The organism is Eubacteriales bacterium (genome assembly GCA_041390245.1).
Classification (GTDB): domain Bacteria; phylum Bacillota; class Clostridia; order Christensenellales; family JAWKQI01; genus JAWKQI01.
Map to the genome: position 1 here is coordinate 78,890 of JAWKQI010000001.1, position 15,930 is coordinate 94,819.

General features: G+C 38.1%; 15 protein-coding genes. 1 reads left to right on the top strand and 14 read right to left on the bottom strand.

What is annotated here, in order from left to right; all coding sequences use genetic code 11:
• Positions 1 to 55 precede the first annotated feature (55 nt).
• Positions 56 to 460, top strand: a complete 405-nt coding sequence (locus R2876_00380; protein ID MEZ4357085.1) for a recombinase zinc beta ribbon domain-containing protein — start codon at positions 56 to 58, stop codon at positions 458 to 460.
• 145 nt (positions 461 to 605) lie between these two features.
• Here R2876_00380 and R2876_00385 read toward each other — a convergent pair whose 3' ends face one another.
• The 14 genes from R2876_00385 to R2876_00450 form a co-directional block, all read right to left on the bottom strand.
• Positions 606 to 1,667, bottom strand: coding sequence for a peptidoglycan-binding protein (locus R2876_00385; GenBank protein MEZ4357086.1), 1,062 nt, complete (start codon positions 1,665 to 1,667; stop codon positions 606 to 608).
• Positions 1,667 to 1,984 carry a phage holin family protein gene (locus R2876_00390; protein ID MEZ4357087.1) on the bottom strand — a complete coding sequence of 106 codons (318 nt, stop codon included), beginning with the start codon at positions 1,982 to 1,984 and terminating at the stop codon, positions 1,667 to 1,669. Before R2876_00390 ends, R2876_00385 begins: the two co-directional genes overlap by 1 nt.
• A gap of 128 nt (positions 1,985 to 2,112) precedes the next feature.
• Positions 2,113 to 3,264, bottom strand: coding sequence for an endospore germination permease (locus tag R2876_00395; GenBank protein ID MEZ4357088.1), 1,152 nt, complete (start codon positions 3,262 to 3,264; stop codon positions 2,113 to 2,115).
• Between the two features lie 3 nt (positions 3,265 to 3,267).
• A complete protein-coding gene (locus tag R2876_00400) occupies positions 3,268 to 4,473 on the bottom strand; it encodes a Ger(x)C family spore germination protein (GenBank protein MEZ4357089.1) in 1,206 nt (401 codons plus the stop codon).
• Positions 4,474 to 4,492: 19 nt separating this feature from the next.
• A complete protein-coding gene (locus R2876_00405; GenBank protein MEZ4357090.1) occupies positions 4,493 to 5,974 on the bottom strand; it encodes a spore germination protein in 1,482 nt (493 codons plus the stop codon).
• 198 nt (positions 5,975 to 6,172) lie between these two features.
• A complete protein-coding gene (locus R2876_00410; GenBank protein MEZ4357091.1) occupies positions 6,173 to 6,940 on the bottom strand; it encodes a DUF6385 domain-containing protein in 768 nt (255 codons plus the stop codon).
• Positions 6,941 to 7,032: 92 nt separating this feature from the next.
• Positions 7,033 to 7,710 (bottom strand): DUF6385 domain-containing protein, encoded by a 678-nt coding sequence (locus R2876_00415; GenBank protein ID MEZ4357092.1) that lies wholly within the window; start codon positions 7,708 to 7,710, stop codon positions 7,033 to 7,035.
• A 288-nt stretch (positions 7,711 to 7,998) separates the two neighbouring features.
• Positions 7,999 to 8,850 (bottom strand): bifunctional 5,10-methylenetetrahydrofolate dehydrogenase/5,10-methenyltetrahydrofolate cyclohydrolase, encoded by an 852-nt coding sequence (locus tag R2876_00420; protein ID MEZ4357093.1) that lies wholly within the window; start codon positions 8,848 to 8,850, stop codon positions 7,999 to 8,001.
• Positions 8,851 to 8,855: 5 nt separating this feature from the next.
• Positions 8,856 to 9,464, bottom strand: a complete 609-nt coding sequence (locus R2876_00425) for a cyclodeaminase/cyclohydrolase family protein (protein MEZ4357094.1) — start codon at positions 9,462 to 9,464, stop codon at positions 8,856 to 8,858.
• Between the two features lie 168 nt (positions 9,465 to 9,632).
• A complete protein-coding gene (locus tag R2876_00430) occupies positions 9,633 to 10,781 on the bottom strand; it encodes a sodium ion-translocating decarboxylase subunit beta (protein MEZ4357095.1) in 1,149 nt (382 codons plus the stop codon).
• Positions 10,782 to 10,796: 15 nt separating this feature from the next.
• A complete protein-coding gene (locus R2876_00435) occupies positions 10,797 to 11,183 on the bottom strand; it encodes a biotin/lipoyl-containing protein (GenBank protein MEZ4357096.1) in 387 nt (128 codons plus the stop codon).
• Between the two features lie 11 nt (positions 11,184 to 11,194).
• Complete coding sequence (locus tag R2876_00440; GenBank protein ID MEZ4357097.1) at positions 11,195 to 11,518, bottom strand: OadG family protein; 324 nt, start codon at positions 11,516 to 11,518, stop codon at positions 11,195 to 11,197.
• Positions 11,519 to 11,529: 11 nt separating this feature from the next.
• The gene (locus R2876_00445; protein ID MEZ4357098.1) at positions 11,530 to 12,906 is read right to left on the bottom strand and encodes a pyruvate carboxylase subunit B; all 1,377 of its coding nucleotides are present in this window, start codon (positions 12,904 to 12,906) and stop codon (positions 11,530 to 11,532) included.
• A gap of 173 nt (positions 12,907 to 13,079) precedes the next feature.
• The gene (locus R2876_00450) at positions 13,080 to 15,683 is read right to left on the bottom strand and encodes a S8 family serine peptidase (protein ID MEZ4357099.1); all 2,604 of its coding nucleotides are present in this window, start codon (positions 15,681 to 15,683) and stop codon (positions 13,080 to 13,082) included.
• Positions 15,684 to 15,930: the final 247 nt, after the last annotated feature.

The window sequence follows — 15,930 nt, forward strand, 5'->3', positions numbered from 1 at the left end:
CAACAATTACATCTTAAACGATTCGTCCCAACTTGTAAAGAGGATAGGGCTTTTAATGTTTTTCTATGTCAAAGTAAACGCCGATACCGTGCTTAGTAAGGGCACAGCGACCGGCATCATCAATGCTTTCAAGACCTATCGTAAGTCCTATAAGCAGAAAAAGCAACTGAAAAACGACCCATCAGAATGGCAGATTTTCGAGAATACCCATGAAGCGATTATTACGGAGTCGGTTTTCGAGGTGGTACAGAAGATCCGTGATGGCAGATGCAGGATTACGCCGATGGGCGAGATGCCCGCGCTCTCCGGAATGCTTTTCTGCGCTGACTGCGAAGCCAAGTTGTATCAGGTACGGCATCGTGGCTGGGAGCATGATAAGGAGCACTTTGTGTGCGCCACCTACCGAAAAGTCAAGGGTGGGTGTAGCTCGCATCAGATTCGTGTGGAACTGCATAGGTGAATTTACACCGTTGATAACTCAATCCACTGTAGAACAAGAAAAATCGGCATAGCCGGTACATACATACCAAACTATGCCGATTTTTTCTGAGATTTCAAATCCCTAAGACGCACCTTCTAAGGAGCGTACTTTATTTTCTATACTATCAAATATACTTACTTCTGCCAAATACCGTCCATGCCGTCCTGGTAACCGATTTATTTGTCATCTTATCTATTACTACGTGCTTATCAAGGCCGGAAATCTGAACTCCATATGCGCTACCCACAGCTTCGATGGTATATCCTGCACCGATATAAATACCCATATGCGGTATATTCCCGGAAGTATTTTTTGTAAATACAAAATCACCCGGGCGAAGATCCGCCTTTTTTATCGAGTTGCAGTGCGAATTATACATCATGTGCGCTGTAGAATCGAATGAAGCCTTAACATAGCCAAGTTTACGCATAATTCCAACAGCAAATCCCGAGCAGTCCGCACAGCCTATATACCGGCCCTTGCTTACCGCCTCTGCGTACCATTTTTTTATCTGCTCTTTGCGTCCGTCTGTGAAATATGCTGGTGCAGCATTTGCTCTTGTATCTACATATTCAGGAGTTGGTACCTGAACTGACAGATCCGGCTTGTATAAATTTGCACCGTATACATATAGCCCATACGGAAATACCCACTTTAAAGCTTCTTTAACAATACTTACGGCTTTTGCGTCTTCATCCTGCAAAGACGCATTTAAAGCGTCTACCATATCTCCATCAAGGAATGAATAAACGTTTTTATCAATTATATTTTGAATATTCATCTTAAGGTACTTTTGATAAGCGGATTCTGTCTTATCTCCCCATATACCGTCTACAGCCAGCTTATTACCGTTATAGTCAGTTATCCCAAGGGAATTTAATTTTGTTTGCCAATCCTTTACCGCTTGACCTTTACTACCATAATATTCAGATTTTTCTGTTTGGTTTTTTTCAAGATATGCACTGTATGCTGTATCAAGTGCCCAAGACGTCTTACTTCCGATTATGCCATCTACTACAAGGGCTTTTCCATTCTTGTCCTTGTTTTTCTTTTGAAAGTTTCTAACAGCTTTATCGGTGTCGTTTCCAAAATAATCATGCGTTGAAGCAAATAGATACCCTAGTGCAACAAGGATATCTTTATATTTCTTAACATCTTTACCTTTACTGCCTAATTTTAAAAGCATTACAATTCACCTTCCTCATCTGGGTCATTGCCTCCGTACGTCTCAACGAAAGCATCTCCCGGATCCCTCGTTGATATTTGTTTATATGCCTGGTTCCCTAGTACTGCTAAGCCGGTTGCAAATATACCTTGTAATATATTTGGCACCGTAAACCCGCCTTCAATCGTAAAGCAGGACGCCAAGATACCAAGTGCCAGTAAGATAAATGGAATCAACCAATCTGGAATAAAAACAGCTTTTTTTAAAAATACGCCTATAATATAAAGGCCTGCTGCGACAGCTATTCCCTTATTTACAATTAAATCCATAAAATCCATACATTTAAACCTCCGCAACTGATCTAAAGACAATGCGCCCCTACTCACTATATGTCGCATAAGTTTTTTTGGATACTCACCTGATTTTTAAAAATAAAAAGGCCTTAAACAAGCCTTTTTCAGTATATTTAATTATTATTTGAAGTAAGTTCTTTAGGTTCAGTCCTTTGTTTGATAATCGTATTTATTTTCTTTCTTCTGATAAGATATACTATTAGGGATATTAATGGTATTATAAACGTTACGGGGAAAATCACCCATGGGAAAACTTGATCTGATTGTAATAAACTAACTGTATTTTCGTTATTGATTATCGGTAGAAGTGATATTATCGCCCCTACTATGGCCAGCGGCGCTACAAAATATCTATGTGATTTTACTTTTACTAAATCTGCAAATACAGTACTTGCCATATAATTATACATCGTTAATTTAAGCAAAGATATAGGGAACCATGCCAATATATTTATAGACTGCATTCTTTCTAAAAAGCCAAGCGCTTCGATTTGGCTGGTAAATGAATAATATGGGTTCCACGAATGTTTTGCGTATTCGACACCTAAGACCAATATTGTAGGTAGAAGCATCAAAAAAAAACAAACCGCAAATACAGTCAAAGCCGATGCATACGTTTTATTAATGCTCGACTTTTCAGTAAGATAATAAGAAAAAACAAAAAATATAAGTATTTCAGAATATCTTGCTGCTGTTAAAAATGCGCCCCAATTTAATTGAAGAAATGTAGAATCTGCCAATATCGGCTGCAGAACATTAAAGTCCATTAATTTAAATCCAAATATAAAAAATAATACTATCGTAATTATAGTGAACGGTACTAAAAAAAAGGCAAGCCGGCCGATTGTCCCTGCACCCTTATAAGATGCGTAAATAACCGGGACGACCACATATATAAGCAACCCCCATGTAGGTGTATCCGGAAACAAATAGATGTTTATAAACATGGCTATTATCACTATGCATGCTATATAACAATATAAGAAGAACAATACAAATGGAATTATCGCAATTTTTCCCAAAGCTTTCCCGAAGGTGATATCAAATGTATCATTTATGCTTATGCCTCTAAATTTATTCATTAAGTATAACATCGGGGCATTTATTATCAAAACATATACAAAGCCCAAAAATAATACAATCCACACATCCTGATTGCCTGGCTGCGAATCTAAAATTGGCATAAAAGTATATGGAAATACAAGCGCGCTGCCAACCGCCATCATTAGTAATTGTAAGGAAGTTATAACTGGCTTTTTTGACATAAATCAATCCTCCGTACTCATCGTACCTTTTATTTCGCCTAAGTGGATAACTGAGGATGTAATCTCAATATTAACCTTAGCTTTAGAAAAGCAATCGTCCCAGTTAGCTTTAATTTCTTTCCACTTTTCAGGGTGCTGACTATGTACGTAGTTGCCAAACCCGAATATATCACTTGAAAATTCATCTTGTGCCTTATTGATTACAGACATCAATTCAATTTCTGTTTGCTTATTGAAGTTTTGTTCAACTTTTTTTATAGCTGCTTTTTCATTTACATCTAAAGTGCCGCTTACCCCTGCGATATTCAAATCGACATCTATTGTTAAGTCAATAGTAACTTCGCCGTTTTTGATGCTTGTCTTAATATCACTTTTACAATTTTGGAGTTTTAAGCTTACTACGTTATCCTCTACTAGTGTAGAAGTATAAGTTGATTTAATGTTATTGGTCAGCATGTTAAAAGATGCCGTTTCCAATTTGTCCAGGTATCCTACAAGCTTTTCATCCTTAAATGCGGCAAGCCCTTCATACTTTATCTTGAATTTGCTGCTTGAGCTGCTTTGAGCGGCTTGGCTTAGGTTAGTGCTTAATTTTTGAGTATCTTCGTCATCGGCAACGATCTCAACAACACCCATAACGGGCTGGATGCCCTCGCTGTAATAATCCTTTATAACATCTAAAGTTGTAACAAAAACAGACCCCGCACTATATTCCTGCTGCGTTTTGCTTAAATTGTCTATATACTCGCCAACACTTCCTGATAATCCGGTGTCAGCGGTGTATAAAAGATCCGGATCCTTGCTTTTTATAATTACCATGAACGGCGTTTCATAAGTTAAGTTGTCTCTGGCTGTGCTATCCAAAACAGAGGACAGATCTGCTACTCTATAAAACTCATCGGAATAAAACCGCACTTTATTTTGCGCTCCGAATAATCTTTTTTCCATATTCTTGGATCTGTCTCTTATAGCTTCCGGTATCGTATCTCCTTCTCCGGATGTTATGTTAATAGATTCCCCCTCACTGCTGCCTTGCGTTTGAAGAGTAGTATCTTTAACCTCAACTGTAATTTTATATTTTCCGCTGTCTGTTATATCGTAAAGAACGCTTTCAGAAATTTCTAGTTCTTTAGGCTCCGTATTGCTCCAACATCCAGAAAATATAAGTATTACCAATGTGTAACACAATACTAAAAACCATTTTTTCAAACTGGGATTTGCCAATTTATTATCCTCTTCTTTTAATATTATTTTTAGCAATAGAGGTAGGCCTATATCTTAGAGATTTAAATGGAAGTTTTAGAACGCTATCTTTAAGCTCATTTTTAGAAAATGAAGAAAGAATAGGTATGCCAAATGAATCCGTCGATATTAACTGCGTCATCATTATAAAAAACCCAGCTCCTATACCTATAAGCCCCATAGTTGTACCGAGCAGCCAGTAAAACGTCCTATATATCAATATAAATTCAAGCAAATTTGGTATCATGAAACTGGTAACTGCAGTTAAAGCAACTATAATTACTATCGGTGCGCTGACAATACCGGCACTTACTGCCGCCTCTCCTATTATCAGGGAACCCACTATCGTTATTGCCGAGCCAACGGACTTAGGCATCCTGGTACCTGCCTCCCTTAGCAGTTCAAACATTAGCGAAAGCAAAAAAACCTCTGCAAAGACCGGCATTGGAGTTTTTTGAGTTGCAGTTATTATACTAGTTAGAAATACTGAAGGTATCATTTCTTCGTTATATGTAATAATAGCTACGGCCAATCCAGGAAGCATTACTGAAATAAACATTGCTATTACTCTTAGTATCCTTATGATTGTTGAATATACACTTCTAAAATAATAATCCTCAGCTGTATGTATATTTTCTATGAATAATTCAGGTACAGTTAAAACATGTGGTGTACCATCACATAAAATAGCGACTCTTCCTTCCGCTATCCTCATAGCCGCTACATCTGGTTTTTGGGTTATTCCAATGCTGGATATCGGCAAAAAATTATGTTCGTCAATATATTGCTCAATGTTTCCGGATTCTAAAATTATGTCCGTATTTATCTTTGAAATACGTTTTTTTAGTTCCTTTAAAACTTCCTCATTGACTATACCTTCTATGTATGCAAGTACAATAGATGTTTTGCTTTGTTTGCCTAAAATCAAGCTTTCAAGTATCAACTTAGGCGTTTTGATTTTTCTTCTCAGTAACGCAGTATTCGTTCTTATACTTTCGTTAAAGCCTTCTTTAGGGCCGCGTATGACATTTTCTGCATCGGGTTCCGATACGCCTCGCTTATCCCACCCTCTGAATTCAACTATATAGACTTTTTTACTATTCTCATAAAAAACGGCTACCTGAGCGTCCATAACACAATTTACAAATGTATCTATATCATGGGCCTCAGTATAAACAGCCTTGATTGATAAGCTGACATCACCTGTAAAGTCATTGGCCTTTAACGGTTTTAAAATATCTCTATCTATTAAGTCCTTGTTTACCAGCCCGTCTACATATATGATCATGGCAGGTTCTTTTACCGTATTAAATGATTGTATTACAATATCTGAACTATTCCCAAAGATATCCTTGACCAGCTTTTCGCATACTGATATACGTAACGGGATAGGTTGTTTTCTTTCATCATTTTTTGATTCGTTTTCATTTTGTCTTTTTTTACTTTTAAAATTGAAAATATTAACCACCCAAATTATTAAAAATTATTTGATATAGTTATTTCCAATAATAAAAAATTATATTCTTTAAGCTATGAGTTAAAGAAGTTTACAGCCTTTAAAAGGCTATGTCTTAATTTTTAAAAATTGGTTTTATTTGATAGGTTTAAAAAATATTTTTTAAGTAATTCCGAACTGATAAGTTCAGTTCGGATCAATGGTTTAAGATTAATGCTGTGCCTGGAAGCAAGAAATAACTGACGTATCAGCTGCCCCACCGGTTATAACGAAGCGCGCATATTTTAAGAAATTTGTAACCGTTATCATTTTCCCAACACCATTTGCAAGTGATATTATTGTACCTGTATCACTTATCCAATTAGTTCCATCCGGGCTAATCTCTACTATCAACGTAATAGTTTGTGTTACAAGAGTCCCCTCGTTTTGTATGAACCAGTTGTAAGAGGATTCCTGTGATATATCCTGTGCATCTGACTCTACAGTTGCTAAAGTTGCTACTGTTTTGCTGGTTAATGGCGTTGCGCCCCCAAAAGAGTCTACATTTGTGAAAACGAGTTCATTTTCAACTTTACCTATAATATTACTGCTGGCTGCCAATGCAACCTCGGATCCTGCCGCTAATGCGACTTGCGCTCCGGAGGCCAATCCTACTTCTGTTCCAGAAGCCAATGCTACTTCACTACCGGATGCCAACCCTACAGTCAACCCTGTAGTGCCGTTTACCACCTTTACATCATTTGTTACAGTTCCTAACGTAGTTACTGTTGAAACTGTGTCTATATCGGTTCCTGCTGCCAATGCAACCTCAGACCCTGCCGCTAATGCTACTTCCGTACCGGAGGCCAATCCTACTTCGCCTGTAACTGAAATACTTCCTGTGCTATCAACTGTTAGAGCTACAATGTCTTCCGTATCAGTATCATAGACGTATACCTGACTTTTTAATTGGCTAGGAGATTCTTGAAATATGGGCATTCCTGGCATACAAATCACTTCCTTTTCTTTATTGGGTTATTCATTCATACATATATGCTAATAAACTATAAACTGATAATAAATTTATTCTTTCATATCCCTTGAAACCAAACTTTAATAGGAGTTGCGCTAATAAAAATATGATTTTTAAATGCCAGCCGCACAAAGCGGCTGGCTCTTATTGGTTGAAGGTAAAACGTCTCATGCGGCCCTACTAGCATTGTTCCCGAATCCGGAGTAAAAAGAGTTCTGTCCGGACTTATCTCACTAAATATTTCTACACTACCATGTCCTTGGTTTTTAATGAAGTAATAGTAATTCTTTAACGAAGTACATTCTATCCACTCCGAATGCTGCTGGCTGTTTGTTGAAATATATTCTTTAACAATGTTAGTTACATGTTTTTCATGTTCTGACTTGCTGCCTATAAATAAAGTTATTTGAGGTTTCATATTTGGATTTAAAGCTTCAAATTCTTTCAACCCGCATCTTTTTATTTCATCGTTGGTATATGCGCATAGCCTAAAGTGATCTGATATATTTGTCTTTATCAGTTCCGTTACATCCCATTCATAGAAGCCCGTATCTATTACCGGCATCTTAATATCGTCTTTATCGATATTTATATTGATGCATTTATTTACTCCGCAAGCCCTTTTACAGTACATCTTAAGAAGTGCTTTATCTAAAAACTCATTCTCCTTTAAAACAATGCCTGGGAATGTCATATATGAAGAAATTATCTGGTCGTCATAACACTTACCGACCATAATGCAATTTGGATGCCCCTTTTTACAACATTTTGACACACTCCTAACTTCAACTGGGTTTATTTTTAAAGTATGCATAATAAACTACCACTTTCATAATATTTTTATCCTTAAGTCATTACAAAAGCCCATAATCGTATAACTTATATGCCTTACTGCTTTTAAAACGTTTACGAAATACAGGGACATTTGTACTACACTACATTATATGAAAGTATCATTATACTTGATAAAGTTAAATATAATAAAAAAACACCAACAAATAGCTGGTGTTTTTTAGATTTATCGTCAAGCTTTGTTTTTAAGGCTTTTTAGTGTACTTTCTACCGTATGCTTTAATAGCACCGAGGTAGTTACCGTACCGATTCCACCAGGTACCGGTGTCACCGATTCTACAATCTTAGAGACGTTTTCGTAATCGACATCACCACACATACTGTCTCCGAGCATATTTATGCCAACGTCAATTACTATTTGTCCTTCTTTAACATAATCACTTGTTATCATTTTTGCCTGCCCTGCCGCCGCTATTAATATATCTGCCCTTTTACATTCACTCGGCAAATCTAGCGTTTTAGTATGGCAGATCGTCACCGTAGCATTTTTTGATATCAAAAGCATAGCAAGCGGTTTTCCTACTACAAGGCTTCTTCCTACTATAACAACTTTCTTACCACATACATCTATACCGTAATAATCTATCAGTTCGACTACAGCTTTTGGCGTACATGGCGGATAAATGTTTTTGTCGCCAATGAATACGCCTGCGCAGCCTAAAAAGCTCATACAGTCTACGTCTTTTTCAAGTGAAATTATCTGCTTTATCCTATTTTCATCTAAATGTTTGGCAATCGGCCTAAAGACCATTATACCGTTAACGCTTTTGTCCTCATTTAACTTAATTATCGTGTCTTCAAGCTGCTGCTGAGTAACATCTAAAGGAAGCTCAACGATTTTAATGGCTGCGCCCACAGATGAAAATCTCTTTGTGGCGCTCCTTTCATAAGCTAAATCGTCTGCTTTTTCTCCAACTCTTACTATGGCCAGCGTTGGCACTACCCCTTGCTTTGAGAGGCTCAAAATATCCTGTTTAAGCTTATCGTTAAGTGCGTTTACTACAGGCATTCCCCTTAGTTCCATTTATGTCACCTCAATTCATTCAGTATGCGCTCATAAACTTTTTTACATCTGGCAACTCCATCGCTAACCAACTTGCCTGCATCGCCGTTTATTTTGCTTGCGGCTGCTTTGTCTTTCATAAGCTTTGTATTTATATAAACGTTAAATACGGCGCCCTCCAATGCAGCCCGGCATGCACATGCAGCTACTCCGACATCACTAATGGCAAGCTTTGTCCCTTTATCAGGTAGCTCTTCGATAATGTCGAGGATGCTTGTAATCTCATCTAAAATTTTCAGAGGAACCGAGCATGCGGTATTTAAGGCCTGCTCTAATATTATATCCCTGCCAGGTTCATCTTTAGGTATAGAATATGCTTCAGCAAGCGGTTTAAAAGCCTCAGCATCTTCTTGTATTAACGATAAGAGTTTTTCGATTGATGACGTTGTTCTAGTTATAATTTTATCAACGTCACCTTTAAAAGCCTCGTATTTCTTTTTCCCAGATGTCAAATTAGCCACCATAGAGCATAATGCAACACCTATTGCACCGATCAAAGCACTAGCGCCCCCGCCACCAGGTGTTGGTTCTTTAGATGAAAGCTTTTCAATGAATACATTTATAGGCTCTTTCACGTTATACCTCCAGTTAGATTTTTTAATTATATTAATATGATATCTCGATATAAAGGATTTGTACAGATTAAACTTAATTTAACCTGATAATAAGTGTTTATCCACAGGCTCTTTAAAAGCTATAAATAAAAGGCAGTGAAACTGCCTTTTAAATTACTTTATCATAGTTTAGCCAAATAATGCTAAGAAAACGCCTGCAGCAACTGCCGAGCCTATTACTCCTGCTACGTTCGGCCCCATTGCGTGCATCAAGAGATAGTTACCAGGCCTTGCCCTTTGTCCTTCAGTCTGGGATACCCTTGCTGCCATAGGTACTGCAGACACGCCAGCCGAACCTATTAACGGGTTTACTTTGCCACCTGTCAATAAATACATAATTTTTCCTATCAGTACACCACCTATTGTGCTGAATGTAAAAGCTAACAGCCCAAGGCCGATTATCATAAGAGTCTCCGGGCGTAAAAATCGCTCTGCGTTGGCTGTCGCGCCAACTGTTACGCCAAGGAATATGGTAACAGTATTGATAAGTGCATTCTGCACAGTATCTGAAAGCCTTTCAACTACTCCGGATTCCCTAAACAAATTGCCAAGCATGAACATACCTATTAAAGGCGCTACGGAAGGAAGCAGCAAAATGCAGAGTACAGAAACAACTATCGGAAAAGCAATCTTTTCTATTTTACTTACTTTTCTAAGCTGTACCATCTCTGTTTCCCGCTCTTTTTTCGTAGTCAAAAACCGCATTATAGGTGGCTGAATAAGCGGTATAAGCGCCATATATGAATATGCGGCTATAGCAACAGCCGGAAGCAAATCCGGTGCAAGCCTTGTTGTTATATAAATGGCGGTAGGTCCGTCTGCACCTCCGATAATTCCGATAGAAGCCGCCTCGCTCGGCGTGAAACCGAGTGTAACAGCCAGTGAAAAAGCAATGTATATGCCAAACTGTGCGGCTGCTCCAAGTATCAAACTAGAAGGCCGCGCCAGTAAAGGCCCAAAATCTGTCATTGCACCTATGCCTAAAAATATAAGGGATGGATATATTCCTTTTTTTACGCCGTAATAAAGGTAGTATAAAAGCCCTCCCGGCTCTTCAGAGCCATTGGCAGGCGCATCCATAAGCCCCGCTAGCGGGAGGTTTGCAAGAAGCATTCCAAACGCAATAGGCAAGAGCAATAATGGTTCATATTTCTTTACTATGGCAAGGTATATAAGTACGCAGGCAATTATCAGCATAACTCCCTGCTGCCATGTAATAGTTGCAAAACCGGATTCTGTAAAAATTTTTTGCAATGCATCGGTTAAAGATATCGACATATCATTTCCTCCTTATCAACCTATTACTGCAAGTACGTCTCCGGTATTGACATTGGATCCTTTTACCGCTATTACTTGTGTTATTACACCGTCTTTTGGTGCAAGTATCTCATTTTCCATTTTCATTGCTTCCAGAATAAACAGTATCTCACCTCTGCTTACTTTATCTCCACTGTTCTTCTTTATCTGTAAAATTGTTCCCGGCATTGGCGCAGTGATCTTTTCGCCATCTGAAACTGTAACCTTTGGAGTTTCTTGTACCGTTTTTGCCGTAAAAGCTGTATCATCCGTTTTTGAAACTACAGGTGGGGCTTGTATTTTATCTGTCTTAACAATGCTGGCCTCGCCTTTTTCAACTTCAACCTCATAATTTTTATCATTTATAGTTACAACATATCTCATTGTTTTTCCTCCTATTTAACTAGCCGTATGCTTTTAAAATTAAGTTCAGATAACGGAATTTTAGACTCATCACTGACAATAGCCATGATCAAAGCCGCTGTTTTCTCGTCTACATCTATTAATTTAAGTTCGCCGGCAGCATACCGAGCTACAGTTTCACCGGTGTTATTTACAGTCGCTTCCTCCGCTTTTGTAGTTTTATCAGCCTCTTTTTCAGAACTGAAAACCGACAACAACTTTGAAAAAAGCTTGATTATCAAACTAAGCGATATCAATACCATAAATACGACTGCTATCCCAAATGCATCGACTTGTAAGCTGCTTATTAAAGACATATATATCCTCCTTACTTCTTGACAATAGAATATTTGACTTTAACTGCTTTTGAATCCTCTCTGTCTTTAAAGAACTTTTCTGCGATCTGCGGAAAAGCGATATATGAAAGGACGTCTTCATCATTTTTTGCCAAACTTCCAAGCTGTTTTTTTGTTTTTGTAAACTCCGGCTCCAAAGTATCGGCAAACCTGACTTTAATAGGTTTATCGTCGCCTAAAACCTTTTTTAACAAGGCCTTATCGATCTCACCCGGGGCTCTTCCATATTCGCCGCGAAGATAAGATTTAACTTCTTTGGAAACTGACTTATACCTTTCGCCCTGAAGGACGTTTACAACCGCCTGTACCCCCACCATCTGGCTCATTGGCGTAACGAGAGGGGGATAACCTAAGTCTTTCCTGACATTTGGTATTTCAGCTAAAACTTCCTCAAGACGGTCAAGTGAGTTTTGTGCCTTTAACTGTGCTATTAAATTAGAAAGCATGCCGCCGGGCACCTGATAGTTAAGCGCATCGGTATCTGTACCCATGACAAATGTATTCAAAACACCAGACTCAATGTATCTTTGTTTGATCGGCTTGAAAAAATCGTTTATATTTTTTAAGATCTTTTCATTTAATCCGGTCTCATATCCTAACTGTTTAAGTGCATAATCCATCGTTTCGGTGGAAGGCTGGGACGTACCTCCCGAAAATGATGAGATAGCACAGTCTATCCCCGTACAACCTGCTTCAATGGCTTTTAAATAAGTCATTGGCGCTAGCCCTGTCGTTGAATGTGTATGGAGGATTATCGGGACTTTTACGCTTTCCGCCAAAGCCTTAACGAGGTCATATGCCTCCTTTGGGCCCATTATCCCAGCCATATCCTTAATACATATAGAATCGACTCCCATGTCTTCTAACTGAGTGCCCATAGCTGCATATTTTTCTAAACTATGAATTGGGCTTGTTGTATAACTTATTGTGCCTTGTGCATGTGCTTTTCGCTTTTTAGTCTCATTTATAGAAACTTCAATATTTCTAAAATCATTTAGGGCGTCAAAAATCCTGAATATATCCATACCATCGTCCACTGCATGGGCAATAAAGCCCTTCAATACATCGTCTGGATAGTGTTTATAACCAAGAATATTCTGGCCTCTTAAAAGCATTTGTAATTTGGTATTCTTGACTTTTGCCCTTATTTTCCTAAGACGTTCCCACGGGTCTTCATTTAAATATCTCAAACAGGAATCAAATGTTGCGCCACCCCAACACTCAAGTGAATAATAGCCCGCTTTATCCATGGTTTCAAGTATACCCTCAAAATCGGAAAACGACATTCTAGTTGCGATAAGCGACTGGTTAGCATCTCTTAAAACTGTTTCAGTGATGTTTACTTTCATGTCTTAAACTCCTTTTACTAAATTTCAATATATTAAAATCTTAAGTTTGAAAATCACATAATTAAATATATATTATAATAAAATTAAGGGAAAAAATAAAGGGGGACTTTATAAATTATTTTAAAATTTTACAAAAAATAAAGGGGCTATTCTACCCCTTTATTTTTAATATCTCAACGCACTCGTATTGGCGATGAAAAGGCTCCATATACCTTAGTTCTACCTACTAGGCGGTATGCTCTCACCTTATAATAGTAAGTCTTGTTCTTAGAAAGGCGCGTATTAATATAGTCAATAGAACTTACAACCGCCACTCTTCTATAATATCCTCTTGAAGTAGTTGACCGGTATATCTCGTATTTGGTTGCCCCGCTAACCGAAGACCCTGAAATTCTAATGCTTGTAGATGAAAGCCGTGCACCGTTTATAGAAGGAACTGTTGGTACAGGTTTTGCATATTTATAAGATGAAATCTTGCTATATGTCTTAGTGGAGCCGGCCACACAGTATGCCTTAACTTTATAGTAGTAATACTTTCCGGTTGTTAAACTCGATTGAGTAAAACTCGTTTCAGTTGTTTCTCCAACCTTCTTGTATGTCCCTTTTCTAGAATAAGCCCTGTAAATTTCGTACCCCGTAGCACCTGATACTGATTTCCAAGTGATGTTTAAAGTATTATATCCGTTTGAATAAACTGATTTCATACTTGGAGTGCTTATAGATGCAAACTCCGCTTTAAGCGTTGTGTTTTTTGAAGCAGTAAAAGTATAAATAGCGCTTGACGAGACTTTTTCCGTACCCTCAACCCACCTTACAAAACGGTATCCTGATTTAGGAACGGCTTTTAGTGTTACATCTGATCCTATATAATATTTTCCAGTACCATATGAATATCCGTATGTGCTTTTATTGACAGACGTTGAAATGGAATATTGGGCTTGAGGTATCCATTTTGCATACAATATTGTATCGGATGTAACTACGTCAGATGAAAAGTTCCATGCAGTTTTATACCCTGAGTCTTTGTACCAGCCTCCAAAGGCATATCCTGATCTTGTAGGTGCAGATGGCAGGGATACTGTAGAGTTGCTTTTAACTGTTGCTGAATAAACAGTACTACCCAAAGAATTAAATGTGATGGAGTAGTTCGGTGTTCCGCTCTGGTTTACATGAATTATATATTCCTTAGTATTCTCTCCGCTTTGCGCCGTTACTTCTATATTTATATTAAGTTCTTCACCGTTATTTAAATTATAGGTTTGGCTTGTAACTTCCTGCCCGTCAACTTTAAATGCTGCATTTTCGTTTATAAGTTCCGGCGTTATAGTAAAGCTGCCGTGGTCTTCAGGGAGAGACAAGTCATATTCCGTTACATAAGGGCTGAATGCGGGCGATAGAGTTCCGCTATCAACTTTTATATCATTAAGATCGGCGTCGCTATTATATAGCTCCTGTAATAACTTATCTGCGTTTATCAAACCATAACCATAATAAATATCATAGCCTTGGCTACCTAGGTCTGTGCTTGTCCTCCTTAACAAGTTAGTAAACTCATCAGGAGATAAATCTTCATCGTAACTAACTGCAAGCGCCGCCAGCGCTGATACACATGGTGCTGAAAAAGAAGTGCCGTTATGCCTGCTGTAATTTTGCCCGGTAAAATCATAATCGTCCGTTGTCATAATGCTTTCCCCCGGGGCTACAACGTCTATGGAATTGTTGTAATTTGAAAAATCAGATATGGTAAGCGACTCGTCTATAGACCCTACGCTTATTACGCCTATATAAGAAGCCGGATACCTGAACATTGCTTCCCCTTCATTACCGGCGGCCGCAACGATTATGCATCCCGAAGAATATGCATAGTCTATTGCATCCTCAACGACACTGGCATGTCCGCCTCCCAAGCTTAAGTTTATCACCTTACAGCCGTTATCCACAGCTAAATAAATCGCCTCGGCAACGTCCAATACGGTTGCACTTCCATCTGCATTTACGACGCGGATAGGCACTATCGAAATATTTGGGCTTATACCTGAAATACCTGTGCCGTTATTTAGCGAGGCAGCGATTATCCCTATTACGTTTGTCCCATGCCCGCTGTAATCAGAAGTACAGGACCCTCCTAAGACAATGTCTACACCGTTACAAATATTTGCATTCATTAAATCTTGCTGTGTCCTGTCAATTCCAGAATCTATAACTGCGACATAAGTTGTATCTTTGCCCTTATTATAGTTCCAGACATTAGTTGCGTTTATTGCCTCTAGATACCACTGGCTTGAGTAAAGCGGGTCGTTTGGAGTTAAAGGTGCAGTAACTTCGTCTTGAGATATGGGCTTTGGCTTTACGTCGGCCCCAGATAACTCAATTTCGATATCTTCCTCTATATATCTGACATAGCCATCAAGTAAACTCTTAAGAGTTTCTATATCGTCAGTAGTGATGCCAAATAACTTATTTTCGCTGCTGCCAACTACCTCGTAATCATAACTATTAATTAAGTTGTATATTTGGCTCAAAGATACGCCCGGTTTGAATTTAACCACATATTTTTTACTACCGGCGACCTCATCTTCAGTGGATTCGCTTGCTTCGTCTTCATTTTTCAAACTGCTAGCAGGCGATTCCTCAACAGAATTTTCAACCGTGTCTTGATAAATTTGATCTGATTCATAAAATGGATTGGATGCTGCTTGCGCTTTCGTTGTTCCCAAAATAACTGCTGTTAACACAAATACAGAAAGAACAATCAAAAGCAATTTTCTTTTAAACATAAACTACCTCCCCTTTTAAGGATTTTACAAGAGGTTCGCAAATATTTATAACGTGTTTTACTATTGTAAACCCTTTATAGCACTAAAATGTTACAAATTCTTACAAATAAATGCATAATACGTATAATTTTGCAAAATAAAAATCCTTGTGTCATAAGGATTCGTAAGTTAAATAACATTTATTAGGGTCAGTGTTACATATTTATACAATTATTAATGTATAAATAAAAATAGCGCCCTTAAAATC